Here is a 24,756-nt window from a genome sequence, read left to right as displayed (position 1 = left end):
TAGCGGCTCCGCGCGGTCGCATGCTCGTGACCATGAACCACACCACTGTCCCCGCATACGCCGCGCCCGCACCGAAGGCCCCGCTGGAGCGCACCACGATCGCGCGCCGCGAGCCGGGCGAGCACGACGTCCTCATCGAGATCAAGTACGCGGGCATCTGCCACTCCGACATCCACACGGCGCGCGCCGAGTGGGGCGAGGGCACCTTCCCGCTCGTTCCCGGCCACGAGATCGCCGGTGTGGTGGCCGCGGTCGGTCCGGGTGTCACGAAGTACGCGGTCGGCGACCGCGTGGGCGTCGGCTGTTTCGTCGACTCCTGCCGCGAGTGCGACAATTGCAAGGCTGGTCTCCAGCAGTACTGCACCGGCGCGTCCGGCATGGTGGGCACCTACGGCGCGACGGGCCGTGACGGTGAGATCACGTACGGCGGCTACTCCACGCAGATCGTCGTCGACGAGAACTACGTGCTGCGCATCCCCGACGGCATCCCGCTGGACACCGCGGCTCCGCTGCTGTGCGCCGGCATCACCCTCTACTCGCCGCTCGCCCACTGGCAGGCCGGGCCCGGCAAGAAGGTCGCGATCGTAGGGCTCGGTGGCCTCGGGCACATGGGCGTGAAGATCGCGCACGCGATGGGCGCGGAGGTCACCGTGCTCAGCCAGTCCCTGCGCAAGAAGGACGACGGCGAGCGGCTGGGCGCCGACCACTTCCACGCCACGTCCGACCCCGCCACCTTCGAGACGCTCGCGGGCACCTTCGACCTGATCGTCAACACCGTCTCCGCCGAGCTCGACCTCGGCGCCTACCTCGGCCTGCTGAAGACCGACGGCACGCTCGTGCAGGTGGGTGCCCCGGAGAAGCCGCTGCCGGTGGCCGCCTTCGCCCTGATCACCGGCCGCCGGTCCCTCGCCGGTTCGATGATCGGCGGCATCCCGGAGACCCAGGAGATGCTGGACTTCTGCGGTGAGCACCAGCTGGGTGCCGACGTCGAGGTGATCGGCGCCGACCGGATCAACGAGGCGTACGAGCGGGTGCTCGCCAGCGACGTGCGGTACCGCTTCGTGATCGACGCCGCGACGATCTGACGCGCTTCCGCGGCGGTGTCCGGCCGCCCTCGCGCGACTCCACGCGCCGGGGGCGCGGGGCGGCTGGGCACCGCGCGATTGTCAGTGGCCGGTGCCAGACTGAAAAGCGGCCGGGGGACGAGCGTTCTCCGCGTCCGCGGCGACCGGGCCCCGGCGACGATCCGTCGAAGGAGCACATCACCATGCTCACCACTGACTTCGTGACCGGCTCACCCAGCTGGCTCGACCTCGGCAGCCCGGACACCGCTGCCGCCGCCGGGTTCTACGGCTCCGTGTTCGGCTGGGACTTCCAGTCCGCGGGGCCGGAGGCCGGGGGTTACGGCTTCTTCCAGAAGGACGGCAAGACGGTCGCGGGCCTCGGGCCGCTCACCGAGGAGGGCGCGTCCTCGGCCTGGACCGTGTATTTCCGTACTCCCGACGCGGATGCCACCGCCAAGGCCGTGGAGCAGGGTGGCGGCCGGGTGCGCGTCGCGCCGTTCGACGTGATGGACGCGGGGCGGATGGCGTGTCTCACCGACCCGTCCGGCGCCGAGTTCTCCCTGTGGCAGCCCGCCGCGGTCAAGGGCCTGGAGGCCGCCTCGGAGAGTCACGCCCTGTGCTGGGTCGAGCTGCACTCCGCCGACCCCACGGCCGCCTTCTCCTTCTACAGCTCGCTGTTCGGCTGGCGGAGCCAGGAGATGTCGGTCCCGGGGATGACATACACGGTGCTCTCCACCGCGGAGGGCGGTCAGGAGGACGCGTCCTTCGGGGGGCTCGTGACCGCCGGCGAGGACGACGAGACGCGTTGGATCCCGTATTTCGCCGCGGATGACGTCGACGCGATCGCGCACCGGGCCCAGGAGAGCGGTGGCTCCGTCCTGATGCCCGCCGCGGACGTGCCGGACGTCGGCCGCATCGCCTGGCTCGCCGACCCCTTCGGGGCGCCGTTCGCCGTCATCAAGCCCAACCCGCCCGCGGCCTGACGGCCGGCTGCGCGGTGTGTGGTCCCCGGCCGGGGACCACACACCGCGCGGCGTCAGCCCTCCTCGGCCGCGCTCTGGGCCTCGGCCTCCGGCGGTGCGGCGGCGCCTTCCTCCGCCTCCTCTTCCTCCTCCTCGGTCGGCTCCTCGGCCTGTGCCGCGACCACTTGGAGGACGGCGTCCTCCCCGTCGATGGCCAGCGAGGTGCCGCGCGGCAGCGGGATGTCCTTGGCGCGGATGGTGTGCCCGGCCTCCATGCCCTCGATGGAGACGGTGAACGCCTCGGGGATGTGGGTCGCCTCGGCCTCCACCGGCAGGGCGTTGAGGATGTGCTCGAGGAGGTTGCCGCCGGGGGCGAGCTCGCCCTCGGTGTGCACCGGCACCTCGACGGTGACCTTCTCGCCCTTCTTCACCGTGAGGAGGTCGACGTGGACGAGGAAGCCGCGGATGGCCTCGCGCTGCACAGCCTTGGGGATGACCAGCTCGCTCTTGCCCCCGATGTCCAGCCTGATCAGGACGTTCGGGGTCTTGAGCGCCATCATCAGGGCGTGGCCCTCGATCGCCACGTGCTTGGGGTCGGCACCATGTCCGTAGATGACGGCCGGGACCTTGTTGTCGCGGCGGACGCGGCGGGCATAGCCCTTGCCGAACTCGGTGCGGGGCTCGGCGGTCAGCTTTACCTCGGCCATGGCTGCACTCCTCGTGTGAGACTTTCGGTACCGGTCGAGTGGCCGTCACCCGGGCCACGACAGACCTCGTACGAGGGGTGCGCCGATGACGGATCGCCGCACCCCATGAGTACGGCCTCCCTCGCCGAGCAACTCCGGGAGCTTATCCACCTCGTGTGCCCGCGACCGGCCGCGCTACTCCGTACGGCCCACCGATGACCCCGATCGTGCGGTTCTCCGGCGCGGACGTGACGGCCTGCCGTCCGCTCAGCCGCGGGGCGGGGCCGATTTCGCGCGGGTCGCGTTCGGGGCGCGCCGGTGCGAGGGGGCGTTCAGCGGCCGGAGCACGCGCGCGTCCGGGATGGACCCGGTGCAGGCGGCGCAGAGTTCGAGGAGATGCCAGGTCCGGCCACAGCGCGTATGCGTGATGACGTGGTGGGCCGGAGCGCCACCGCAGCCGCAGGCCGCCCCCGGGTCCGTCTCATGGCCGTGCGCGGCGAGGTGCCCGGCCGCCGCGGTGCGCGCGGCGGACGCGGAGGGGAGCGGGACCGCGTCCGGCCGGCAGCCCCGTTGCGAGCAGTTCAGCTCCATGGGCCCCGGTGCCGGATACCGGTCGGAAACAATGGTCACGGTCCACAGCTTCACCACAACTCGCTCCTGAGTTCGGGGTTCGGGTCCCTCCAGGGTGCGGTGCGAGTGCGGCGCGGCGACATCCTCCGGGCCGCTCGTATACGGATTCGCCCGCCGGGACGGGGCGGATCGGGCAGACTTTGCGGGCACCGTGCAGACACCGTCGCGCAGACGAGGGGAAGTCCATGAGCGGAATGCGAAGATTCAGCCGCAGAGGCGTCTTACGAGCGGGCCTGGGGGCCGGTGCCACGGCGCTGGCGGCACAGCTGACACCCCGGCTCCCCGGCCCGTTGGACGTGTACGAGAATCCGGCCTGGGCGGCGTCGGCGGCCCGGCAGGGAGCCTCCGGGGTCTTCCCGGAGTGGAGCCGCTTCGCGCGGCTGGCGGACGGCACCTTCGACGAGGACGCCGATCCCACCCGTGACATGAAGCCCGTGATCGCGGCGCTGAAGGCGCAGAACGTCAACGCCATCGAGCTCGACACCATCTTGTCGAACTGGATCACCGAGGCGGACTTCACCCAGCACCTCGGGAAGGTCAAGAGCTTCGTCGAGCTGGCGCACGCGTCCGGGATACGGGTGGTCATGTACTACCCCTCGCTGGAGGTCATCAGCGTCGGCGGGGAGAACGGCCGCTCGTTCTACAAGGACGGTGACGGCAAGTCCTGGGTGCAGCGCAGCCTCGACGGCAAACCGAACGTCTTCTACGGCAGCCTGGTGGTCTGGGTCGACCCGGGCGACGAGAGCTGCTGGGTCAGCCCCAACTCCCCCTGGCGGGACTTCTATCTGGGGCGGATCAAGGCGCTCGCGGGGACGGGCCTCGACGCGGTGTGGCCGGACGTCCCGATCTACTTCGACGGCGCGATGAGCTGGTGCGACGCCTCGGCCTGGGCGGCGGACGCCTTCCGCGCCGACACCGGGCTCGCGCTGCCCGCCAAGGCCGACTTCAACAGCCTCCCCTTCCGTCGCTACGTCGAGTGGCGGCACCGCAATCTCTTGCAGTGGCAGCTCGACATCGCCGCCGCCGGACGGTCCGTCAACCCGGATCTGGTGACGTTCGTCGAGACGGTGAGCATGGACTACCAGTACGGCACGATGGTCGGCCTCGACGGGGCCTATCTGCGCAAGGCGGAGGGCGTCAGCCATGTGTGGGAGGTGGACATCCTCGGCAACTACGACGGGATGCGCCACGCGACCGCCGCCGACTGGACGTGTCTGATCTCGATGTACAAATACGCCCGCGCCGCCAGCGGAACCAAGCCGGCCTGGGCGTTCTCCTACGGCTGGCAGGCGGACGACGCGTCGCTGGTGATGGCCGAGCTGCTGGCAGCGGGCTGCAATCCGTACGAGGTGAAGAGCCCGTTCAAGAACGACACCACCGACAAGGCGATGCGCACCAGGATGTACGCCTTCGTGGCCGCCAACCAGGAGAAGCTCTACAACTCCGCCTCCGCGGCCGTCGTCGGCGTCTACCACTCCTCCGCCTCGCGGGACTTCGTCAGCCCCGCCGCCGGCACGGGGATGTATGTGAACACCCGCAAGCCGGCCGGGGTCAAGGAGTGGTGGGCCTCCGGCAGCGCGGAGGAGAGCTGCGCCAGTCAGCAGTGGCTGGGCGAGTTCCGCGGCACGGTGAAGGCGCTGGTGTTCGCGCACATCCCCTTCGACACCGTGCCCAGTCCGGGCCTCACGGCCGCCGACCTGGCGCGCCTGCGCGTGCTGATGCTGCCGAACCTGCAGGCCGTCTCGGACGCCGAGGCGGGGGTGCTGCGGGACTTCGTGGCGGGTGGCGGCGCCGTGGTGATCACCGGACCGGCCCCCACCGCCCTCGATGAACTGGGCACGGCGCGGAGCGAATTCGCCCTCGCCGACGTGCTCGGCTTCCGCAAGGCGGATCCGCTGCCCCCCACCAAGCAGAACCGTTTCGGCTCGGGCACCTGCTGGTATGTGCAGAAGCTGGTGGGCAAGAGCTATCTGGCCTCGACCGACCAGGCGAGCGCCGATCAGCTCCTCGGTCCGGTGACGGCCGCGGCGCCGCCGGAGGTGACACTCTCCGGTGACCGCCGCATCCATCTGGAGGTGCGCCGGCTCGGCGCCGACACCGTGGTGCAGCTGGTGAACTTCACCGGCTTCGGCGACAGCCCCGCGGCGTTCAGGACGGCGCCGACCACCTGCACGGTCTCGCTCGCCCTCCCCGCGGGGCAGCGGGTGCTGGCCGCCACGGTGAGCTCGCCGGACGGTCCCTCGCCCGCGCCCAAGCCGGTCGACTGGCGGCTCGTCGGGAACACGGCGAACGTGACGCTGACGGTGAGTCAGTATTCGCTGCTGACGCTCACCACCGGCTGACGCCCGGCGGTCATGGCCGCCGGGGGGCGGGGATCCGCCACAGCGAGGTGGGCCGGTCCTCGTCCCCCTGGCGGGCCTCGAAGGCGATCCAGCGCCCGTCCGGCGACCAGCTGGGCGCGCCGTCGTAACCGTCGCCGCTCCTGGTCACCCGGGTGGGCCGGCCACCGTCGGCGGAGATCACGAAGATCTGCGGAGTGTCGAGCCCGCCCGCGGTGGAGGAGAAGACCACGGACCGGCCGTCGGGCGACCAGCTGGGGTCGGTGTGTTCGCCGGGCCCGTCGGTGAGCCGGCGCAGTCCGGTGCCGTCGGCGTTCATCACGTACAGCGCCCAGTCGTCGCTGTCCGCGGCGCGGCGCTGGAAGACCAGCCGGTCGCCCTTCGGCGACCAGTTGGGCTGACGGTTGTCCGTGTGCGTGGCGGGGCCGTCCAGGAGGCGGGTGGGGTCGCTGCCGTCGCGCCGGACCTTCCAGAGGGAGCCGAGCGCGGAGGGGTCGTCGTCGCCCTCCTTGCCGTCGTTCTCCTTCTCCACGCTCTCCTGGAAGACGATCCAGGCGCCGTCGGGCGAGAAGCTGGGCTCCAAATAGCCGGTGTCGCCGCCGTGTTCGGTCACCCGGGTGGGCCGGTGGCCGCCCGGGGGCAGCACCCACACCTCGTCCCGCCCCGCCCGGTCGGAGGCGAACGCGACCCCGGCGGAGGGGTGCCAGCTGGAACCCGGGAGGTTGACGGCCGCCCGGTCGCTCTCGTCGAGCAGCGTGCCGGGGCGGGCCGGAGCGCCGTCCTTCAGCGGGAGCACCCGCAGGGCGGCGGCTCCCTCGTTGTAGCCGTCGCGGAAGAGGGTGAAGAGGACGGACTTGCCGTCGGGCGAGAACGCGGGATTCTGGGCGCTGGCCCGTCCCTGCCCGCGGTAGAGCAGCTGGGCCCCGTCACCGCGGGCCGTACGGCTGTCCGACGGGGCGGGCGGGTGCGGCGAATCCCCGCCGGAACCGCACGCGGTGAGCACGAGAGCGGCCAGGAACGCGATGAATGCCAGGCGACTGCGCACCGCACCGACCCTAGTGCGCCGGCTGGGCCGGCGGGGGGCGAATCGGTGTTCCTGTGGATGCACGAACGTACGGCCCCGCCGCACCTTCACCGCCTCCGTCGCCATGTGTAATCACCCGGACACCCTGGGTAGGCTCCCGGGCGTCGCGCCATCCCGCCGCCCCTCAACTCCCCTCCCACCCAGGGTCGTCAAGCGCAAGGAACCCGCGCAAGGAAAGAGCCACGCCCCTCGGCGCCGAGAGTCTGCCGGCGGCCCTGTCCATCCCCCGTCCGAGGAGGCTCGCTGTGACCACCGACCGGACCGCCGCACCGCCCGGGATCTTCACCCCGGCCTTCTTCCAGGACGCGCACCCCGTCTTCGACACCCTGCGCTCCCGGGCCCCCGCCACGCTGGTGACCGGGGTGAGCGGGACCCGCCTGTGGCTGATTCCCCGCTACGAGGAGGCCCGCCGGCTGCTCACCTCCCCCGCGGTCCGCAGGGACGACTGGAAGCGCCCCGACCTGAGGGAGCAGCACCTCGCCCGCTCCGAGCGGCGGCGGGAGATGAGCACCCGGATCCGGGCCAATATGATCAACACCGATCCACCGGAGCACCAGCGGCTGCGCCAGGGCACCCAGCAGGCGCTCAACCGGAGCCGGATCGAGACCCTGCGGCCGAGCATCGACCTCTTCGCGGACGAGACGCTCGGCGCGCTCGCCGCCGAGGGCGCCGGCCCGGTCGACTTCCGCGCGCGGGTCGCCTACCCCTTCACCGTCGCCGTGGTCTCCGAGCTCCTCGGCCTGCGCGAGGACGAACAGCCCGGCTTCCCGGCCTGGTTCGACACCCTCATGTGCCGGCGCGGCACGGAGAGCGTCGGGCAGAGCTCTCTCCTCGCCGACTTCAGCGCGCGGCTCGACCAGCGCAGGCGCGTGCACCCCGCCCGGGGGCTGCTGTCCACCCTGGGCTCGAAGCCGGACAAGCGGCGGCCGCTGAGCCGCACCGAGCTCGCCTCGACCGCGTTCCTGCTGCTGATCGCGGGCATCGAGACGGCCAACGCCATCGCCAACGGGATGTTCGCGCTGCTGAGCCACCCCGAGCAGTACGCGGCGCTGCGCGCGGACCGCTCACTGCTGACCGGTGCGATCGAGGAGTGCCTGCGGCACGACGGGCCGTTCCGCGCGGTCGGCCCGCGCTACACCGCCGAGCGCGTGGATCTGGGGGAGGGCGTGTCCATCCCCGCCGGGGAGTTCCTGCTGATCGCCGTCTCGGCGGCCAACCGCGATCCGCGCCGCTTCCCCGACCCGCACCGCTTCGACATCACCCGCACCGATCACCAGCACCTGGCCATGGGGCACGGGGCGCACCGCTGTGTCGGGGCGCTGCTCGCGTACGCGGAGATGGAGATCCTCTTCGACAAGCTGCTGGACCGTTTCCCCCGGCTGCGGCTCGCCGTGCCGGGGCCGGAGATCCGCAGGCGGCCGAGCATGACGATGAACTGGCTCCAGGACCTGCCTGTTCTCCTGCGCTGACTCCGAAGCTCCGGTCCCGTTTCTTCCCCGACGGACGGGGCCGGTCCTACGACAGCAGCAGGGCCCGGTCCCACAGCGGCGCCACGTCCGTCGCGGCCGCGAGCAGCGCGAGCACCACCCCCGCCGCACCGTCGAGGAAGCCGGGCCCGGCGGCCGCCACCGCCGACCGGCAAGCGATCAGCCGCTCGGCGACCCGGACCGCCGCGCGGCTCAGCTCCGCGTCCCCCGTGTCCCGCACGAAGCGGACCGTGACGTGCAGCAACCCGGCCGCGCCGTGGCAGAGCCCCACCGCGCCCTCGGCGTCCGGCCGCTCCGCGAGGCGCCGGTGCGCGGCCCTCAGGGTCCGTACGGCGAGGTCGCACAGCGACGTGTCGTCGAGGGCGGCTCCCGCCAGCCACAGCGCGCGGGCGATGCCGGGGGTCCCGTAGCACCAGGTCGCCGGTGCCCGGGCCGTGGTGACGGGGCGGCCCTCCGGGGCCACCCGGCTCGGCCAGTCCGGGCCGTGACGGTCTCCGGCCTGACGGGCGGTCAGCCACGCGGCCAGTCGTTCTACGGCCTCCCGCTTGCCGGGCACGCCGGCGTCGGCGGCACCGGCCGATGCCAGCAGGGCGAGCGGCCCGGAAATGCCGTGTGCCATCCCGCAGTTGAGCACACCTGACGGGAAGAGGGAGCGCGTCGCGGGGTCGTCGATGTGCTCGGCGGGGGTGTACCAGTGCGGCGTGCCGTCCCGTTCGCCGCTCAGCGTCACCAGCCCGGCGAGCACGGTGTGCAGCGCGGCGCGGGAGGCCGGTTCGTGAGGGCGGCACAGGAGGTACGCCCCGGTGCCGGTCGTCCCGGAGACGGTGTCGAAGGCGCGGACGGGCACGCCGTGGGGCGCGGCACCGAGGCTCCGCGCCGCGGCCGATCTCAGGACTTCGTCGTGGACTTCGGGCAGCGGGTCCGTGCCGGGCGCGAGCGACCAGGCCGCGAAGGCGAGGCCGCCGAGCCCGCCGAAGAGGCCCGGTGACGCGGGCCCGGGGTGCCGGGCCCCCGCGGCCGCGGCCTTGAGGTAGCCGTCGGCCATGGCTCCCCAGCCCCGTCCGGGCAGGCACCGGTCCAACTGGCCGTATGCCAGGGCCAGTCCGGGGCCGCCGGTGGCGAGGTCCGGGCGCACTCGGCGGGGTGTGGAGCGCGGCTTTCCGGCGAGGGCGGTGACGAGGCCGAGGGCCGCGTCCGCCGTGGCTCCGCGCAGCACCGGCGCCCAGGGCGCTTCGCCCAAGGGACCTCCTACGCCGTGTCCGGGTGGCCGCCGGGGCAGCCACCCGGAGTCTGGGGTTCCGTCAGGACGGCGGGCAGCGCGGCGGATCGGTGCAGCTGCCGCTGGTGTGGTCGGTGTCGCAGCACATCACCGGTTCCAGCTCCTGCTCGTCCGTCTCCGGCAGTTCCTGCAGCTGGAGTACGTCGTTCTCCATGGCTTCTCACCTCCTGTCGGGGGTCTTGGTGATCGCGGCGGGCCTGCCCGTCAACGGCGGCTGTCGACCAGCCAGGAGCGGGGGCCGCCATGCTTGAGGCGGAGGAGGAAGTCGAGGGGGCCGGACATGCCGACGTTGTAGCTCGCGCAGACCTCGCGCAGGCTGTCGTCCGGGACGACGAGGTGCCCGTCGCGTTCGACGGCCCGCAGGTGGAGGCAGGTCGCGGCCTGGGCCGCCCAGGTGCGGTAGCGCTCCTCCCCCGTCGCCTCGGCGAGGTCGAGCAGCAGCTCGGCGTTGCCCGCGACGCCGTGGCAGGTGCCGGTGCCGACCCGCCAGCGGTCGCGGTGGACCGCGGCGGCGGCCCGTTCGGCGTGCGTGCGGAAGACCGCGTCGCCGGTCGCCTGCCACAGCCGGACCAGGAAGGTCCCCACGCCGGAGGTCCCGTTGCACCAGAAGTTCAGGCCGGTGCGCTCGGTGCGGCCCGGACCCTTGGGCCAGTGCTCCGCGTCGCCGTGCCGCTCGGCGACCGCGCACAGGGCGTGGCCGCCGCCGACGGCGATGTCGACGAGCCCGGGGCGGTCCAGGTCCCGTCCGGCGGCGAGCAGGAAGGCGGCGATACCGGCGACGCCGTGCCCGAAGCCGTAGAACGTGGCACCGGCGAGGTCGGCACGGTGCTCCGGGCCGGCCGCCCAGTCCACTCCGCCGTCCGCGCGCGCGGTCAGGCGGAGCAGGCCGTCGGCGCACTCCGAGGCCCGTTCCGCGAACCGCTGGTCGCCGGTGGCGTGCCACAGGTGGAGCTGGGCCATGCCCGCGCCCGCGAGGCCGTGGCAGATGTCCGGGTTGTGCCAGTCGAGAGGGATCCGCAGGGCGTACTCCTGTGCGCGCTCGGCCAGCGCCGGGTCGGCCAGGGTGCGCGCGGCGTCGTGGAGCGCCCATACGGAACCGGAGCGGCCGAAGTAGAGGCCGGGCAGGATGCGGCTGGGCAGGGTGAGCCGTTCGTCGAGCCACTGCGCCGTGGTGCGCAGCAGCGGTCCGGCGGACGTCCAGCCGGCGCGGACGGCCCGGTCGAGCACGGCCAGCACGCCGGCCGCGCCCAGTTGGACGTTGCAGGGGTCGGCGCGCGGCAGGGCGCGCGGTCCTGGCCAGAGGTACTCGCCGGCGGGATCCGCGGTGGCCGCCAGGTGGGCCAGCCCGTCGCCGATGAGGTGCTCGATCCGGTGGTCGGACAGTACGGGTCCGGCGGTCGCGGGCCGTACGACGGGGTCGGCGCGCAGGAAGGCGGCGGCCTTCTCCAGAGGCCAGCGGGAGGGGCCGTCCGCGGTGAGGCCGAGGACGAGCGGGGCGAGTGCGCGGAGCGCGGGGAAGGCGGGGGCCGCGGCGTCGACGAGGGCCGCGAGGCGGTCACCGGTGGCGCGGCCCGGCGGTGAATCGGGAGCGAGGACGGGGCTGATGCCGGTGGTGGCGTGCAGCAGGGTGGCGCCCAGGCTGAAGCAGTCGGCTTCGGGTCCGGGGGCGGGCGGTGGGGTGGCGCTGTCGCGGCCGGGCCCGTCGAGGTATTCGGGGGCGGTGAAGCCGAGGGTGCCCGCGATGTAGGAGGCTCTGTCCGCGTGGACCGCGCATTCCAGGTCGACGAGGACGGGGGTGCCGTCGGGCCTGATGACGACGTTGCCCGGTTTGAGGTCGCGGAGTACGAAGCCGGCCGTGTGCACCTCGCCCGTCACGCGGGTGAGTTCGCGCGCGAGCTCCCAGGCCACGGCCACCGGTATGCGGCCGCTGTCGCGCCACGCGCGCTCGGCGGCCCACTGCTGGAGGCTCTTGCCGTCGATCAGTTCCTCGACGAGGAAGACGTGCCCGGCGGCCTCGAAGACCTCGCGCACGGCCGGGGTGACGCGGTGCGGGGCGAGCCGGGCCAGGACGGTGGCCTCGTGCCGCAGCCAGTCCCGCGCGTCCTCCTCGCCGGGGCCGCCGCCGATGTGCGGGCGGGCCTCCTTGAGCAGGACGTCGTCGCCGGTCCGCCGGTCATGGGCGCGGTAGACGCCGCCGCGGTTGGAGTGCCGGACCGCCTCGCTGACGAGATAGCGGCCGGCGAGCAGGACGGGGCCGCCGCGCGGGCGGTCCGCCGTGGTGGACGGGGGCGGGTCGAAGGGCGGTGGCGCCCAAGGGGGCGGCGAGAACCAGGGGTTGCGCACATCGGTGACGAAGGTGCCGTCGGGGGCCAGCAGCCGCCCTTCGTAGAAGCCCTCGTCGTTGAGCTCGTGGGGCCGGGCGAAGCAGCCGAAGCGGTAGTGGACGAGGCTGCCCGGGCGGTAGCGCCGGTCCGACAGGATCGCGGGCCCGGCCAGGCCGAGGGTGGCGTGGTGGAGTTCCTCGGCGAGCACGCGCAGTTGGTCGTCGTCATCGGGGTAGGCGGTGAGGAACTTGCCCGATTGCGTCCGGGAGGCGCGGACGGAGGTGAGTTCGGCGGTCACCCGGGGCGAGACGGCGAACTTGAAGGCGCACGCGTGCGCCACGAGGACGGGGACGGCGCGTTCCAGGACGTCGGGCGCGGAGGCGGGGGTCGCCGACACGTGCAGCTTCCACCCCTGCGTGCGGCGGATGTGGCGCGGTGGGGTGACCATGCACCAGGTCGCGCCGTCCCGGAGGGTCCAGTCGGGGCCCTTGTCCCGCAGAGCCCGCAGAGTGATCGACTGATAGCTCAGTGCCACGACATCGATGATGGCACCGGCGGGGGCCGTTGGCGAGGGTCCGTCCCGGCCGGTCGGCAGGCAGATGCGTTCCCCGTACGGCCGGGAACGCCGTTGACTGACGGGCCGTCATACCTGGCGGGGGGTGCGTCGACCGACACCGGCGCGCCAGGTCGACGGCCACGACTCCGTCGGGACCCCGCCGGACTTCACCGAGCCCGCTCAGTGGCGGCCCACCAGATCGGCGGGATCGGTGTTCGCCCCGCAGAGCACCACCGCGACCTTCTCCCCTTCGGCCGGCACATAGGCGGGCGCGGGCCCCGACACCGCCGCGAGTGCCGTCGCCGCGGCGTGCTCGACCGCGACGCGCCGGTCGTCCCACAGGGCCTGGCGGGCGGCGGTGATCGCGGTGTCCGGCACCAGGACCGAGGTGACGCCGTCGTCCTGCGCGGCGGCGAGTGCCGTCTCGGAGACGCGCCGGGCGCCGAGGGCGTCCGCGGCGACGGAGTCGACCGCCACCTCGGTGACCCGCCCGGCCTCCAGGGCGGCGTGCAGGGCGCGGCAGTTCTCGGGCTCGACGGCGACGGTCCGCACGCCGTGGTGCCGGGCGGCCGTGGCGATCCCGGCGAACAGCCCGCCGCCGCCCACCGCGACGACGACGGTGTCGAGGCCGGGCACCCGCGCGCGGATCTCCTCCAGCAGGGTGCCAGCCCCGGCGGCGATCAGCGGATGGTCGTAGGCGTGGCTGGCGAGGGCTCCCGTGCCGGCGGCGAACTCCTCGCAGGCCGCCAGGGCTTCGGCGTATTCCTTGCCGACGAGCCGGACGTCCGCGCCGTAGCCGCGGAGCCGCGCCACCTTGACGTGCGGGGCGGTCTCGGGGAGGAAGACGGTCGCCGGCAGGCCCTGCTGCCGGGCGGCCCAGGCGCAGGCCAGTCCGGCGTTGCCGCCGGAGGCGATGGTGACGCCCGCGGCGGGCAGCGTGCCGGCGTCGCGGTGGGCGGCTAGGAAGTTGTACGCGCCGCGCGCCTTGAAGGAGCCGGTGTGCTGCATGAACTCCAGCGCCAGCGACAGCTCGTACGGCCCGGGGCCGGCCGGGGCGAGGGCGACGGGCCGGACGTGCCCGGCCGTCCGCTCGGTCGCCTGCTGGATGTCGCCGTAGGTGAGGCGGTGCACTGGAGGTCCCCCTTGAACCGTGCGGTGGCCGTCGGGCCGTTTCCGTTACAGCGTACGTTACGGTGTTTCACATGCCGCGACGATCCCCCTCCCTGAGCCGGGCCACCCCCGGTCTCATCGCCCGCACCGCCCTGGCGATCATCGACGAGGAGGGCCCCTCGGCCCTGAGCTTCCGCTCGCTCGCCGACCGGCTGGGCGTCTCGCACGCGACCATCCACCGCCGCTGCACGGACCTGGGCGGGCTGCTCGACCTGTGCACCGACCACCTCGCCGCCGAGCTGCCGGACATCCCGCCGGGCACGCCGTGGGCCGAGGCCACCGAGGCCCGCTTCACCGCGCTCTACACACTGCTGACCGCCCACCCCGGCCTGGTCGCCCTGCGCGGCTCCCGCCCCTGGCTCGGACCGCAACTGCTCGCCCGGCTGGTCGAGCCCGCCCTCGCCGACAGCATCGCCGCCGGGATGACCCCCGAGCACGCCTTCCACACGTACCGGCGGATGTATCTGCTCACGCTCGGCAGCGCGACCTTCGTCGACCACCGGGACCCCGGGGCCACCGTCACCACCACGCGCACCGCCCTGGCCTCGCTCGACCCGGAGCGGTTCCCGGTGCTGACCGGGCACATGGACGTCATCCTGCCGGCCATGACCGACCACGAGGTCTACCACGGCGCCCTGCGCCAACTCATCGCCGCGGCCCGGCCCTGAGGGTCCGGCGGCCGGATTCCCCTCGGTCCAGGCAGGGTTGGGGAAGCAAATCCGGCTGCTTTACGATGAAGGCATGACGACAGCGCGCCCCTGTTCGATCGCCGACGCACTCGGCGTGGTCGGCGAGAAATACTCCCTGTTGGTGCTGCGTGAGGTCTTCTTCGGCGTCCGGCGCTTCGACGCGATCGCCCGTAACACCGGAGCCCCTCGTGACATCCTCGCCGCACGGCTGCGGCGCCTGGTGGAAGCGGGGGTCCTGGAGAAGGTTCCGTACCACGACCGCCCCGCGCGCTTCGAATACTGCGCCACCCCCGCCGGGCAGGACCTGCGCCCGGTGCTCCTGATGCTGATGCGGTGGGGTGACAAGCACCTGGCCGATGTGCCGCCGACCGTGCTGGAGCACACCTGCGGTTCCGACCTGGATTCCGTCGTCGTCTGCCGCTGCTGCGGCGAGGAGGTCACCAGCGCGGAACTCACGCCCCGCTTCCAGGTCCCGGGCTGGACGGCCGAAGGCGCGGCCTGAGCGCGGACGACCGCCCCGTACGGGCGGGCTACGGGCAGCAGCTCGTTGCCCTCGGCTCCCCTAGACTTGAGGAATCCTTCCCACCACCGGTGATTCCCCCTGGGGGTTGTCGTGAGCGTGTTCGCCGAAGCGATGCGGCAGCGGATCCGCCACGCACGGGCCGCGCTGGCGGCGGCGCGGAGGGAGGGCGATGACTACGGGGCCTGTGTGGCGGAGGAGGAGCTGGAGGACGCCGTGCGGCTCGCCCGTGAGCACGGTGTCGAGGCCGGCGAGGAGCCGGAGCCGTCATAGGTCGTTGCCCGCGTAGGACAGATTGAAGCTCTTGTTGGTCAGCGGGAAGTCCGGGACGATCGTGTCGGCCAGCGCGACCGGCAGCGCCGGCCAGTTGAAGAAGGACGGGTCCGCCGTCTTCACCCGGGTCAGCGTGTGGTCACGCCCGCGCAGCTCGACGCGCGTGGTGACGGTGCCGCGCCAGCCCTCGACGATGCCGGTGCCGGCGGCCGCCGCTCCGGGCCGGCCCGGCGGGAGGTCCACCACCCAGCGGCCGGTCATGAGCCGTTCCGTCAGTTCCTCGACGAGCGCCAGCGAGGTGTCGATCTCCTCGGCCCGTACGAGGAAGCGGGCCAGCACGTCCCCCGCGGTGTGCACGGGCACGGTGAGCGCGGGCCCGTAGTCGTGGAAGGGGTGGCGGATCCGGGCGTCGGCGGCCAGCCCGCTGGCCCGCGCGACATAGCCGAGGCAGCCGAGGTCACGGGCGGCGGCCAGGTCGAGCCGGGCGGTGCCGGTGAAGCGGTCGCGGACGGTGGTGTGTCCGAGGGCGAGGGTGACGATGTCGCCGATCTCCCGGCCGAGCACCCGCATCCGCGCCGTCCCGGGGATCGAGCGGAGCGCCGCGCCGCCCGGGACGACGGCACCGCGCAGCAGCCGGTGCCCGGTGACCTCCTGGTTCAGGCGCAGCAGCTGTTCGCGGACGTGCTGGGCGCGGGCGTTGAGGATGCCGTGGCCGACGTCGTTGCACAGGGCGCCGAGGTCGGCGACGTGGTTGTGGAGGCGTTCCAGTTCCAGGAGGAGCGCGCGGGCGCGCCGGGCGTCCTCGGGGACGCGGGTGCCGGTTGCCTCCTCGACGGCCAGGCAGTAGGCGAGGGCGTGTCCGACGGCGGTGTCGCCGCTGACGCGCTCCGCCAGCGGCAGGCCGCGCTCGGGGGTGCGGCCCTCCATGAGCTTCTCGATGCCCTTGTGGACGAACCACAGGCGGGCCTTGAGCTTGATGATGGTCTCGCCGACGACGGAGAAGCGGAAGTGGCCGGGTTCGATGAGTCCGGCGTGCACCGGTCCGACGGGGATCTCGTAGACCCCCTCGCCCTCGACCTCCAGGAAGGGGTACGGCCCCTCCGGCTCGGCGAAGGGCGGCGGGGGGCCGGCTTCGGGGTGCATGGGGTACCAGCCGCGGGGCCAGTGGAAGTGGCGGACGAGGCGGTGGGGCAGGGGGTGGTCGAGGGGCACGATGCCGTGCAGGTCGCGCATCTCCCGCTCGAACCGCCCGGCGGGGAAGGACAGATGGGCCAGGGTGGGCAGCCGGGGTGCCTTGGGGTCGAGGCGTACGTGCAGTTCGGTACGGGTGTCGGGCGGGCCGGAGACGAAGAGGTAGACCACGCGGACGGCCGGTCCGCCCGGGGCGGCGGGGCCGTCGTGGTGGGCCGCGACCAGCGCGAGGCGGTGGCCGTCGACGAGCAGGTCCGCGGCGCGTCCGGGCAGTTCGCCGGGGCCGATGTCGGTCACGGTCGCGGGCATTGGTCAGTGCCTCCCGATGATCTCGCCGGCGGCGGACAGCAGCCGGGTGAGGGGCCCGGTGGCCACGCCCAGGGCCGCGGCCGCGACGAGGCCGGTGACCAGGGGCGCCGCCGCGGCCGGCCCGAGCCGGACGGGGCCGTCGGCGACGGCCTCCGGTTCGGGCGGGGGGCCGAGGACCATGCGGGCGGTGCGGGTGACCAGTGCGGCGAAGGAGGCGAGGGTGAGGATCAGGGCGACGGCGACGACCTTGCCGTGCCCGGCGGTGAACCCGGCTCGGGCTAGGCCGAGTTCGGAGGCGAAGAGGCTGAACGGCGGCAGGCCGAGCAGGGCGACCACGGACAGCCCGAAGGTGGTGCCCAGCGCCGGGGCCTCGGCGAGCAGTCCGCGCACCCGGCCGATGCGGGTGGAGCGGCGGATCCGCAGGATGTGGCCGGACGCGCAGAACGCGACGGTCTTCGCCAGCCCGTGGCCCGCGATGTGCAGCAGGGAGGCGGAGACGGCCAGCGGCGTGCCGATGGCGGTGCCGAGGGCGATCAGGCTCATGTGCTCCATGCTCGAATAGGCCAGCATCCGCTTGTAGTCGCGCTGGGCGAGCAGCAGGACGGCGGCCAGCGCCAGGGTGAGCAGGGCGGCTCCGGCGAGCAGGGTGCGGGTCCAGCCGGCGCCGAGGGCCGCGTCCGCGATGACCTTGTAGCGCAGCAGCCCGGCGAAGGCGACGGAGAGCAGGACGCCGGACATCAGCGCGGACACCGGCGCGGGGGCCTGGCTGTGGGCGTCGGGCAGCCAGGCGTGCAGGGGCGCGAGCCCGGCCTTGGCGCCGAAGCCGAGGACGATGAGGCTCATGGCGAGCCGGGTGACGGCCGGGTCGAGCCGGTCGGCGTGCGCGGCGAGCGTCGGCCAGTCCAGGGCGGACGCCTCGGAGATGCCCGCCTGCCGGGCGGCGTAGTAGAGCAGGACGGTGCCGAGGAAGGCGAGGGCGATCCCGGCGGAGCAGATCACCACGTACTTCCAGGCGGCCTCGACGGAGGCCTTGGTGCGGCGGTGGCCGACGAGGAAGGCGGTGACGATGGTGGTGGCCTCGATGGCGATCCACAGCACGCCGAGGTTCGCGGCCAGGACGGCGGCGCTCATGGCGGCGAGGAACGCCTGGACGAGCAGGTTGTAGCGGCGGGCGGCACCGGCGTCGGCCCGCTCGTGGGCCAGGTGGGCGGGGCCCGCGGCGCAGGCCAGGGCGGCGACCGCGCCGACGGCGAGGAGCAGCCACACGGTCAGGGCGTCCGCGCGCAGCAGCCGCCCGTACGCCGTCACCGGTCCGCGGTCCGGGACGGTGGCGGCGAGGGCCGCCCCGCAGAAGAGGATCGTGGCCGGGGAGACGAGGCCGAGCCAGGTACCGGCCGGCCGGGCCGGGGCGTCGTGGCCGGTGGCGAAGAGCGGCGCCGGGGCCGGGCCGTCGCCGGCGAACGGCGGTGGCCCGGGAGGTGCGCCGGGAGGTCCGCCGGTGAGCGTGACCGGTCCCCCGGCGGCCGTGCCGGAGCCGGTGGTCCGCGCGGGTTCGGCCGGTGTGCGCGGGGGCGGTGGCTTGTGCGCGAGGGCGGCGGAGTGCCGGGGGGCGTGGGTCCGGCGGTACGGGCGTACACCGCGCAGCCCGGTGGCCGCGTGGGCGGCCGAGGCGGCGAGGGGCACCGCGATGGGGGCGGTCAGCAGCAGTGCGGTGGTGGCGTGCGTCATCAGTCGCGTAGCTCCCGCAGGTCGTCGATGCCGGTGCCGCCGAAGGCGGCCCGCATCCGGGTGGTGAGGATCTGCAGGACGAGAACGGCGAGCAGGACGTCGAAGGAGACGCCGAGTTCGACGATCAGCGGCACCCCGGAGGCGGCCAGGAAGGCCGTGGCGGTGATGCCGTTGTCCAGGAGCAGGAAGCCGACCACCTGCGCCAGGGCGCGGCGCCGGGTGACCAGGGTGAAGAAGCCGATCAGGACGACGGCGAGGCCGACCGGCAGGGCGCTCGTCGCGGGGGTGGGGTCGAGTTCGACGAGGGGGCGGGCGACGGCGTAGGCGAGGAGGGTGAGGAGGGCGGCGCTCAGCAGGGACGCGGCGACGTTGACCAGGGGCTGGGTCTCGCGGGCCTCGCTGACGTCCTCCTCGTAGTGGCGGGTGGGGGGCGGGATGCCGGCGGTGAGGGCGCGCCGGATGAGGTGGGGCAGGGCTCCGGCGCGCAGCAGGCCGATGCCCGCGGCGATGGCGAGGAGGTTCCAGCGGCCCTCGTGCACGCCCAGCAGGGCGGCGACGGCGGCCAGGGCGACGCCCTGGAGGGCGAAGGCCCGGACGATCGAGGACAGTTGGCGCAGCCACAGGACCACGACGGCCGCGAGCAGGAAGGCGCCGCACGCCAGGTCGAGCAGCTGGGTGAAGACGCTGTCGTTCATGTGTCCCTCACTCACTCTCCTGTGAGGAAGTACGAGGCGGTGACCGCGAGCAGGGCCAGCAGGAAGGATCCGGCGAGCAGCTCGGGGACGCGGAACAGCCGCAGTTTGGCCCAGAAGACCTCGGCGGCCGCGAGGGCGGAGCCGAGCAGGGCGACCTTGGCGGTGAGCAGGACGAGGGCGAGGGCGAGGGCGGCCGGTGCGGCGGTGGTCGCGATGCCCCAGGGGGCGGACAGGGAGGCGAGCAGTCCGAGCAGGACGGCGAGCCGCATCTGGGCACCGAGTTCGACCAGGGCGAGGTCGGGGCCCGCGTACTCCAGCACCATCGCTTCGTGGACCATCGTCAGTTCCAGGTGGGTGGAGGGGTTGTCCACGGGCAGCCGGCCGGTCTCGGCGAGGACGGCGACGGCCAGCGCCGCGGTGGCCAGGAGCCCCGCCGGGGAGGCCAGCCGCACCGGGTCGTGGATGCCGCCGGAGACGATCGCGGACAGGTTGGTGGAACCGGTCGGTATCGACAGGGCGAACACGGCGAGGAGGATGGTCGGTTCGACGAGGGCGGCCACGGTCATCTCGCGGGAGGCGCCCATGCCGCCGAAGGCGGTGCCGGTGTCCAGGCCGGCGAGGGCGAGGGCGACCGTGCCGAGGGCGAGCAGCGCCACCACGAGGATCAGGTCGGCGCGGCTGCTGACGGGAGTGACGGTCGAGGCCAGGGGGACGAGTGCGGCGACGACGGCGGTGGTCGCGACGAGCAGGAGCGGGGCGAGGCGGAAGGCGGGTCCGGTGCCGACGGGGGTGATGGCCTCCTTGCGGAGCAGCTTGCGCAGGTCCCGCCAGGGCTGGAGGACACCGGGCCCGGCCCGGCCCTCCAGCCGGGCCCGCACCTGCCGCATCGTGCCGGCGAGCAGGGGCGCTCCGGCGACGACGAGGACGACCTGGGCGGTCACGGCCGCCGTGCCGATGGCTTTCACGGTGTCTCCTCCTGCGTGTCCCCCGGCGTGCCCGGCCGCGCGCCGCCGATCACCAGCCCACCGCCAGGGCGAGCAGCACGGCGACGAGGCCGAAGAAGCCGTAGCCGAGGTAGAGATGCACGCTGCCGGTGGCCAGGCGGCGCGCGCCCTGACCGAGGCCGGTGACGGCGGCGAGGACGGGGCGGTAGACACGGTGCTCGATCCGGTCGGGGATCCGGCTCTGGAAACGCACCCGCTCCACCAGATAGGCGGATTCACGCAGCGGGGTGACGTTGACGTCCTGCTCGGGGGCGAGGACGTCGTCGAAGACCCGCTGGAGGGGTTCGGCGAACGAGGTCGCGGTGTAGGACATCCGGGCGGTCGGGGCGCCGCCGCCGCAGTCCCACAGCCTGACGTTGGCGCGGCGGCCGCGGCGGGCCGTGATCCGGATGAGGGCGGCGGCCGCGAGCACTCCGGCCGCCAGCGCCGCCGCGACCCACAGGGGTGACATGGAGGCGGCGAGCCGGTCCAGGCGCAGTTCGAAGCCGTCGCCGGAGAGCGTGGGCCCGCCCTTGAGCCCGGCGACGGCCACGGCTCGTGACAGCCCGTCGCCCAGCATGCCGGGTACGAGCGCGAGCCCGGTGCAGCCGACGGCGAGCAGGCCCATGCCGATGAGCATGCCGGGCGGGCTCTCGGTGGCGGCCGTGGCCTCGGCGCTGCGGGGGCGGGCGAAGAAGCCCACGCCGAGCGCCTTGACGAAGACGGCGGCGGCCAGTCCGGCGGACAGCGCGATGACCGCGACGGCGAGCGGCAGCACGATGGCGGTGGAGATGCCGGGCACGGTCAGGCCGTTGATGAGGGACTGGAGCAGCAGCCATTCGCTGAGGAAGCCGTTGCCGGGCGGGAGGGCGATCGCGCCGAGGGCGGCGACCGTGAAGAAGCCGGCGGTGGCGGGCATCCGGGCGCGCAGCCCGCCCATGCGGTCGAGGTCGCGCACGCCGGTGGCGCGGACGACGGAGCCCGCGGCGCAGAACAGCAGGGCCTTGAAGACGGCGTGGTTGGCGACGTGCAGGAGGGCGGCCGCGAGGGCGAGCGCGGCGGGCACCGGATAGCCGGAGGAGGCGAAGAGCCCGGCCGCGCCGACGCCGATGAGGACGAGTCCCAGGTTCTCGGACGTGGAGTAGGCGAGCAGCCGTTTGAGGTCGGATGCCATGGCCGCCTGGAGAATGCCGTAGACGGCGGAGAGGGCGCCCGCCGCCAGCACGAGCAGCCAGCCCCAGCGCGGGGCGCCGCCCAGCAGGTCGAAGGCCACGCGCACGATGCCGTAGGCGCCGAGGTTGACCATGGCGGCGCTCATCAGCGCGGAGACGTTGCTGGGGGCCTCGGGGTGGGCCCTGGGCAGCCAGGGGTGCAGGGGCACCATGCCGGCCTTGGACGCGAAGGCCGCCGCGACCAGCACGAAGACCGTGCCACGGGCGGCGGGTGACATCCCGCTCGCGCCCGCGCGCAGCGCGGTGAAGGTCTCGCCTCCGGCGCAGGCGGCGAAGAGGGCCATGCCGGCCAGCAGCAGGACGAGTCCGAGGTGGGTCATGACGGCGTACCAGACCCCGGCCTCGCGGACGGAGGCGCGGTCGCGCTGGTCGGCCAGGACGAGCAGCAGCGAGGTGAGGGCCATGACCTCCCACAGGAGGAGGAACGTCGAGACGGAGGCGGCCGCGGGGACGAGGACGAGGGTGAGGGCGAACAGCGGCAGCGCGGCCTGGACCCCGCGCGAGGCGACACCGCGCGCGCGGTCGCCCCCGGCGTAGCCGATGCCGTAGACGGCGACCGCGAGGACCACGGCCCCGGCCACCGCCATGAAGAGCCCCGACAGGGCGTCGACGGCCAGATAGACACCGGCCATCGGCAGCAGGCCGGGGAGGTGGACGGACCACCGGCCGCCGCCGGACGCCATCAGTCCGGCCGCGAGCCCGGCACCGCCGAGGCCCGCCGTGCACAGCCCGACGGCTATGACGCGTGCCCGTCTGGGCAGCAACGCGCCGGACAGCGCTCCGGCGCCGGCGAGCCCGACCGCGAGAACCGCCGCGGTTTCGGCATCCCTCATGCGCGGTCCCTCACTCGCGCGGCGACCGTCGGCCCCGTCGCGCCCCCGCTGGGCGCGGCCGCGCTCACCGGCCGGTCACGGCGCGGAGCGCCGCCACGATCCGGTCGGGTCGCGGTGGGCAGCCCTCGACCTTCAGGTCGACGGGGACCACGTCGGCCACCGCCCCCTCGACACCGTGGCCACCGGCGAACTCGCCGCAGTTCAGGGCGCAGTCGCCGACCGCCACGACGAGCCGGGGGCGGGGCATCGCGGCGACGGTGCGGCGCAGGGGTTCGGCCATGTTGCGGGTGACCGGCCCGGTGACGAGCGCGACGTCCGCGTGCCGGGGCGAGGCCACGAGGCGGGCTCCGTAGCGCTCGGCGTCGTAGACCGGCCCGAAGGCCGCCGCGATCTCGATCTCGCAGCCGTTGCACGACCCGGCGTCCACGCAGCGCACCTGGACGGAGCCGCCCAGGCGGCGGGCCGCGGCGGACTCGGCCGGGGCGGGCCGGGGCGGCGCGTCCTCCGCCACCCGTCCGGTTTCGCGGATCTTGCGCAGCAGGCTCATAAGGGCTCCCTCGGCTCGGCGTCGATGTGCCTCACGAAGGTGCGGCGGCCGTCTCCCGCCGTCACAGCGCGATCACGCGCCGGGAGACGGCCGCCGGTCGGAGGGGCCGGGAAGGGCGGCGCCGGAGCCTCGCGGGTTCCGCGACGGGCCCGGCCCGGATCGCCGGTGCCCCGGGCGGGATGGTCCGGCGGGTGCGGCCTCCGGCAGCCCCGTTGCATGAGGACTGATCTGCTCCGGGAAACGGGGTGCGGGGCGGGTGGGTTACGGGGAGTTCCGGCCACTGTGACACCACGGACAGCTGAGACTCGTGGTTCGAAACCACTTGCCGCACACGGCAGAATCTACGAGGTCACCGGGCCCTCGGGGCACGGCGGCGAAACTCGGTGGCGGCGCGGCCGCTCCGTACGTCAGTCTGATTCCGGCCACCAGCCGAGGAATGGGAGACCGGTGGAGCTGTACGAATACGCGAGCCTCGACGCCGTCGGCCTGCGCGCGCTGATCCGGGCGCGTGAAGTGAGCGCGGCCGAGGTCGAGTCGGTGGCCCGGCGCGCCCTCGCCGCGGCCGGCACCGACCTCGGCGCGCTGACGCTGCCGTTGTTCGAGCCTGCCCTCGACCACGAGCCGGACGGGCCGTTCGGCGGCGTGCCGTTCGTGATCAAGGACAGCGGACCGTTCGCGCGGGGCGTGCCGTTCACCCTCGGCAGCCGCAGCATCCGCGGTGCGGTCGCGCAGGCCGACCACGACCTGATGGCCCGCTTCCGCACCGCCGGACTGGTGGCGCTCGGTCAGACCACCGCCCCCGAGCTGGGGCTCAGCTTCTCCACCGAGCCGGTGCGCTACGGACCGACGCGCAACCCCTGGGCACCGGACCGGGGCGTCGGCGGGTCCAGCGGCGGGGCGGCCGCGCTCGTCGCGGCGGGCGCGGTGCCGTTCGCCCACGGCAACGACGGCGCGGGTTCCCTGCGGGTGCCCGCCGCGTGCTGCGGGCTCGTCGGCCTCAAGCCGAGCCGCGGCCGTACGCCCAGCGGACCGCTCGCCGGGGAGGCTGCGTTCGGGCAGACCGTGGAGTTCGGGCTCACCCGGACCGTGCGCGACACGGCCCACCTGCTCGACGCCGTGGCCGGCGCGCCGCCCGTCGGCGACAAGTACGCGGCTCCGCCGCCCGTACGTCCGTACGCCGAGGAACTGCGCGCCGGCCCGGGCCGGCTGCGGGTCGCGGTCACCACGCGAGCGTGGTCGGGCGTGGCGGTGGACCCGCAGGTGGCCGCCGCGGCGGAGACCGCGGGCCAGCTCCTGGAGTGGATCGGGCACATGGTCTCCCCCGCGAGCCCGGCCGTCGATCCGGACGCGGTCGTCGAGGCGTTGATGCTCAGCGTGTACGCGACGGGTGCCGCGATGCTCAGGGCACCGCGCAGGCCCGATCCGTCGCTGCTGGAGGCGGTGTCGCGGGTGGTGCTCGGCGAGACGGAGGCGGCGGGCGCGCTCGACGTGATGGCGGCGGTCGACGCCCAGCACCGGGTCACGCGCCCGGTCGCCGACTTCTTCACCCGGTACGACCTGCTGGTGACCCCGACACTCGGGCAACTCCCGGCACCGCACGGCACCCTCGACTACGACGCCCCCGGCCACACGGCCCGCTCCTGGCTGCGCCGCATCCTCGCGTACGGCCCGTTCACGGCGGTGTTCAACGTCTCGGGCCACCCGGCGATGAGCTTGCCGCTCGGGCAGAGCCGGGAGGGGTTGCCGGTGGGGGTACAGCTGGTGGCCGCGCACGGGCGTGAGGATCTGCTGCTGGGGGTGGCGGCGCAGCTGGAACAGGCGGCGCCGTGGGAGGAGCGACGGCCGCTGTCCTTCTGCGGGGTGGGGTGAGGGCGGTGGGGTGCGGGGTGCTTGTGCCTGCGGCGCTTTGTTCCCCAGCCCCGCCCCTTCCCGAAACTGGGGCGCGTGCCCCAGACCCCCGGCTGCGGGTCCGTTGCGCCTGCGGCGGGAGCGGCCTGCGGCCGCGTCCTCAAACGCCGGACGGGCTGATTTTGGCTGATGTGGGTGCCCATTCAGCCCGTCCGGCGTTTGAGGACAACGCGGCGAAGCCGTGTTGCGGGGGTCTGGGGCGTAGCCCCCAGTTTCGGGAAGGGGCGGGTAGGGGAAAAGCCCGCCGCAGGCCCACTCAAGCCACAC

General features: G+C 74.0%; 21 protein-coding genes. 8 read left to right on the top strand and 13 right to left on the bottom strand.

What is annotated here, in order from left to right; all coding sequences use genetic code 11:
• The first annotated feature begins 32 nt into the window (after window positions 1-32).
• Window positions 33-1,085 (top strand): NAD(P)-dependent alcohol dehydrogenase, encoded by a 1,053-nt coding sequence (locus ACFY1P_RS24010; protein WP_390751837.1) that lies wholly within the window; start codon window positions 33-35, stop codon window positions 1,083-1,085.
• A gap of 182 nt (window positions 1,086-1,267) precedes the next feature.
• Entirely contained in the window at window positions 1,268-2,047 is a 780-nt protein-coding gene (locus tag ACFY1P_RS24005; protein WP_361533773.1) for a VOC family protein, read from the top strand.
• A gap of 53 nt (window positions 2,048-2,100) precedes the next feature.
• Here the strand turns inward: ACFY1P_RS24005 and ACFY1P_RS24000 are convergent, their stop codons facing one another.
• Window positions 2,101-2,733 carry a 50S ribosomal protein L25/general stress protein Ctc gene (locus ACFY1P_RS24000; RefSeq protein ID WP_361531081.1) on the bottom strand — a complete coding sequence of 211 codons (633 nt, stop codon included), beginning with the start codon at window positions 2,731-2,733 and terminating at the stop codon, window positions 2,101-2,103.
• Window positions 2,734-2,979: 246 nt separating this feature from the next.
• Window positions 2,980-3,342: a hypothetical protein gene (locus ACFY1P_RS23995; RefSeq protein WP_361531078.1), complete on the bottom strand. Its 363-nt coding sequence runs from the start codon at window positions 3,340-3,342 to the stop codon at window positions 2,980-2,982.
• A gap of 296 nt (window positions 3,343-3,638) precedes the next feature.
• Here ACFY1P_RS23995 and ACFY1P_RS23990 point away from each other — a divergent pair, with 296 nt between their 5' ends.
• Entirely contained in the window at window positions 3,639-5,684 is a 2,046-nt protein-coding gene (locus tag ACFY1P_RS23990; RefSeq protein WP_390751859.1) for a hypothetical protein, read from the top strand.
• Between the two features lie 10 nt (window positions 5,685-5,694).
• On the opposite strand, the gene ACFY1P_RS23985 is transcribed toward ACFY1P_RS23990, so the two are convergent.
• Window positions 5,695-6,726 carry a hypothetical protein gene (locus ACFY1P_RS23985; protein ID WP_390751836.1) on the bottom strand — a complete coding sequence of 344 codons (1,032 nt, stop codon included), beginning with the start codon at window positions 6,724-6,726 and terminating at the stop codon, window positions 5,695-5,697.
• Between the two features lie 284 nt (window positions 6,727-7,010).
• Between ACFY1P_RS23985 and ACFY1P_RS23980 the strand changes: the two genes are divergently transcribed.
• Window positions 7,011-8,234, top strand: a complete 1,224-nt coding sequence (locus ACFY1P_RS23980) for a cytochrome P450 (RefSeq protein WP_390751835.1) — start codon at window positions 7,011-7,013, stop codon at window positions 8,232-8,234.
• Between the two features lie 46 nt (window positions 8,235-8,280).
• Here the strand turns inward: ACFY1P_RS23980 and ACFY1P_RS23975 are convergent, their stop codons facing one another.
• The 4 genes from ACFY1P_RS23975 to ACFY1P_RS23960 all read right to left on the bottom strand — a co-directional run bounded on the left by ACFY1P_RS23975 (window position 8,281) and on the right by ACFY1P_RS23960 (window position 13,542).
• Window positions 8,281-9,492, bottom strand: coding sequence for a lanthionine synthetase C family protein (locus ACFY1P_RS23975; RefSeq protein WP_390751834.1), 1,212 nt, complete (start codon window positions 9,490-9,492; stop codon window positions 8,281-8,283).
• A gap of 61 nt (window positions 9,493-9,553) precedes the next feature.
• Window positions 9,554-9,685, bottom strand: coding sequence for a hypothetical protein (locus tag ACFY1P_RS23970; RefSeq protein WP_361531063.1), 132 nt, complete (start codon window positions 9,683-9,685; stop codon window positions 9,554-9,556).
• A gap of 50 nt (window positions 9,686-9,735) precedes the next feature.
• Window positions 9,736-12,390: a class IV lanthionine synthetase LanL gene (lanL, locus tag ACFY1P_RS23965; RefSeq protein ID WP_390751833.1), complete on the bottom strand. Its 2,655-nt coding sequence runs from the start codon at window positions 12,388-12,390 to the stop codon at window positions 9,736-9,738.
• Between the two features lie 201 nt (window positions 12,391-12,591).
• A complete protein-coding gene (locus ACFY1P_RS23960) occupies window positions 12,592-13,542 on the bottom strand; it encodes a threonine/serine dehydratase (RefSeq protein WP_390751832.1) in 951 nt (316 codons plus the stop codon).
• Window positions 13,543-13,613: 71 nt separating this feature from the next.
• Between ACFY1P_RS23960 and ACFY1P_RS23955 the strand changes: the two genes are divergently transcribed.
• The 3 genes from ACFY1P_RS23955 to ACFY1P_RS23945 all read left to right on the top strand — a co-directional run bounded on the left by ACFY1P_RS23955 (window position 13,614) and on the right by ACFY1P_RS23945 (window position 15,063).
• Window positions 13,614-14,249: a TetR/AcrR family transcriptional regulator C-terminal domain-containing protein gene (locus ACFY1P_RS23955; protein ID WP_361531054.1), complete on the top strand. Its 636-nt coding sequence runs from the start codon at window positions 13,614-13,616 to the stop codon at window positions 14,247-14,249.
• 73 nt (window positions 14,250-14,322) lie between these two features.
• Window positions 14,323-14,772 (top strand): helix-turn-helix domain-containing protein, encoded by a 450-nt coding sequence (locus tag ACFY1P_RS23950; protein ID WP_361531051.1) that lies wholly within the window; start codon window positions 14,323-14,325, stop codon window positions 14,770-14,772.
• Window positions 14,773-14,883: 111 nt separating this feature from the next.
• Entirely contained in the window at window positions 14,884-15,063 is a 180-nt protein-coding gene (locus ACFY1P_RS23945; RefSeq protein WP_390751831.1) for a hypothetical protein, read from the top strand.
• Here ACFY1P_RS23945 and ACFY1P_RS23940 read toward each other — a convergent pair.
• The 6 genes from ACFY1P_RS23940 to ACFY1P_RS23915 all read right to left on the bottom strand — a co-directional run bounded on the left by ACFY1P_RS23940 (window position 15,058) and on the right by ACFY1P_RS23915 (window position 22,581).
• Complete coding sequence (locus ACFY1P_RS23940; RefSeq protein WP_390751830.1) at window positions 15,058-16,563, bottom strand: NADH-quinone oxidoreductase subunit C; 1,506 nt, start codon at window positions 16,561-16,563, stop codon at window positions 15,058-15,060. The two genes, ACFY1P_RS23945 and ACFY1P_RS23940, sit on opposite strands and share 6 nt — an antisense overlap.
• 3 nt (window positions 16,564-16,566) lie before the next feature.
• Window positions 16,567-18,291 (bottom strand): proton-conducting transporter membrane subunit, encoded by a 1,725-nt coding sequence (locus ACFY1P_RS23935; protein WP_390751829.1) that lies wholly within the window; start codon window positions 18,289-18,291, stop codon window positions 16,567-16,569.
• The gene (locus ACFY1P_RS23930; protein WP_390751828.1) at window positions 18,291-18,986 is read right to left on the bottom strand and encodes a hypothetical protein; all 696 of its coding nucleotides are present in this window, start codon (window positions 18,984-18,986) and stop codon (window positions 18,291-18,293) included. The genes ACFY1P_RS23935 and ACFY1P_RS23930 overlap by 1 nt, the downstream gene beginning before the upstream one ends.
• Before the next feature lie 11 nt (window positions 18,987-18,997).
• Complete coding sequence (locus ACFY1P_RS23925; RefSeq protein ID WP_361534456.1) at window positions 18,998-19,951, bottom strand: NADH-quinone oxidoreductase subunit H; 954 nt, start codon at window positions 19,949-19,951, stop codon at window positions 18,998-19,000.
• 49 nt (window positions 19,952-20,000) lie between these two features.
• Window positions 20,001-22,034, bottom strand: coding sequence for a proton-conducting transporter membrane subunit (locus tag ACFY1P_RS23920; protein ID WP_390751827.1), 2,034 nt, complete (start codon window positions 22,032-22,034; stop codon window positions 20,001-20,003).
• A gap of 64 nt (window positions 22,035-22,098) precedes the next feature.
• Window positions 22,099-22,581, bottom strand: a complete 483-nt coding sequence (locus tag ACFY1P_RS23915) for an oxidoreductase (protein ID WP_361534450.1) — start codon at window positions 22,579-22,581, stop codon at window positions 22,099-22,101.
• Window positions 22,582-23,028: 447 nt separating this feature from the next.
• On the opposite strand from ACFY1P_RS23915, the gene ACFY1P_RS23910 reads away from it, so the two are divergent.
• The gene (locus ACFY1P_RS23910; protein WP_361534447.1) at window positions 23,029-24,450 is read left to right on the top strand and encodes an amidase family protein; all 1,422 of its coding nucleotides are present in this window, start codon (window positions 23,029-23,031) and stop codon (window positions 24,448-24,450) included.
• Window positions 24,451-24,756 lie beyond the last annotated feature (306 nt).

Origin of the sequence: Streptomyces sp. NPDC001407 (assembly GCF_042895325.1) — a bacterium.
Lineage (GTDB): Bacteria > Actinomycetota > Actinomycetes > Streptomycetales > Streptomycetaceae > Streptomyces.
Note: the sequence above shows the minus strand (reverse complement) of the source record. Positions and strands in the feature narration are given on the sequence as shown.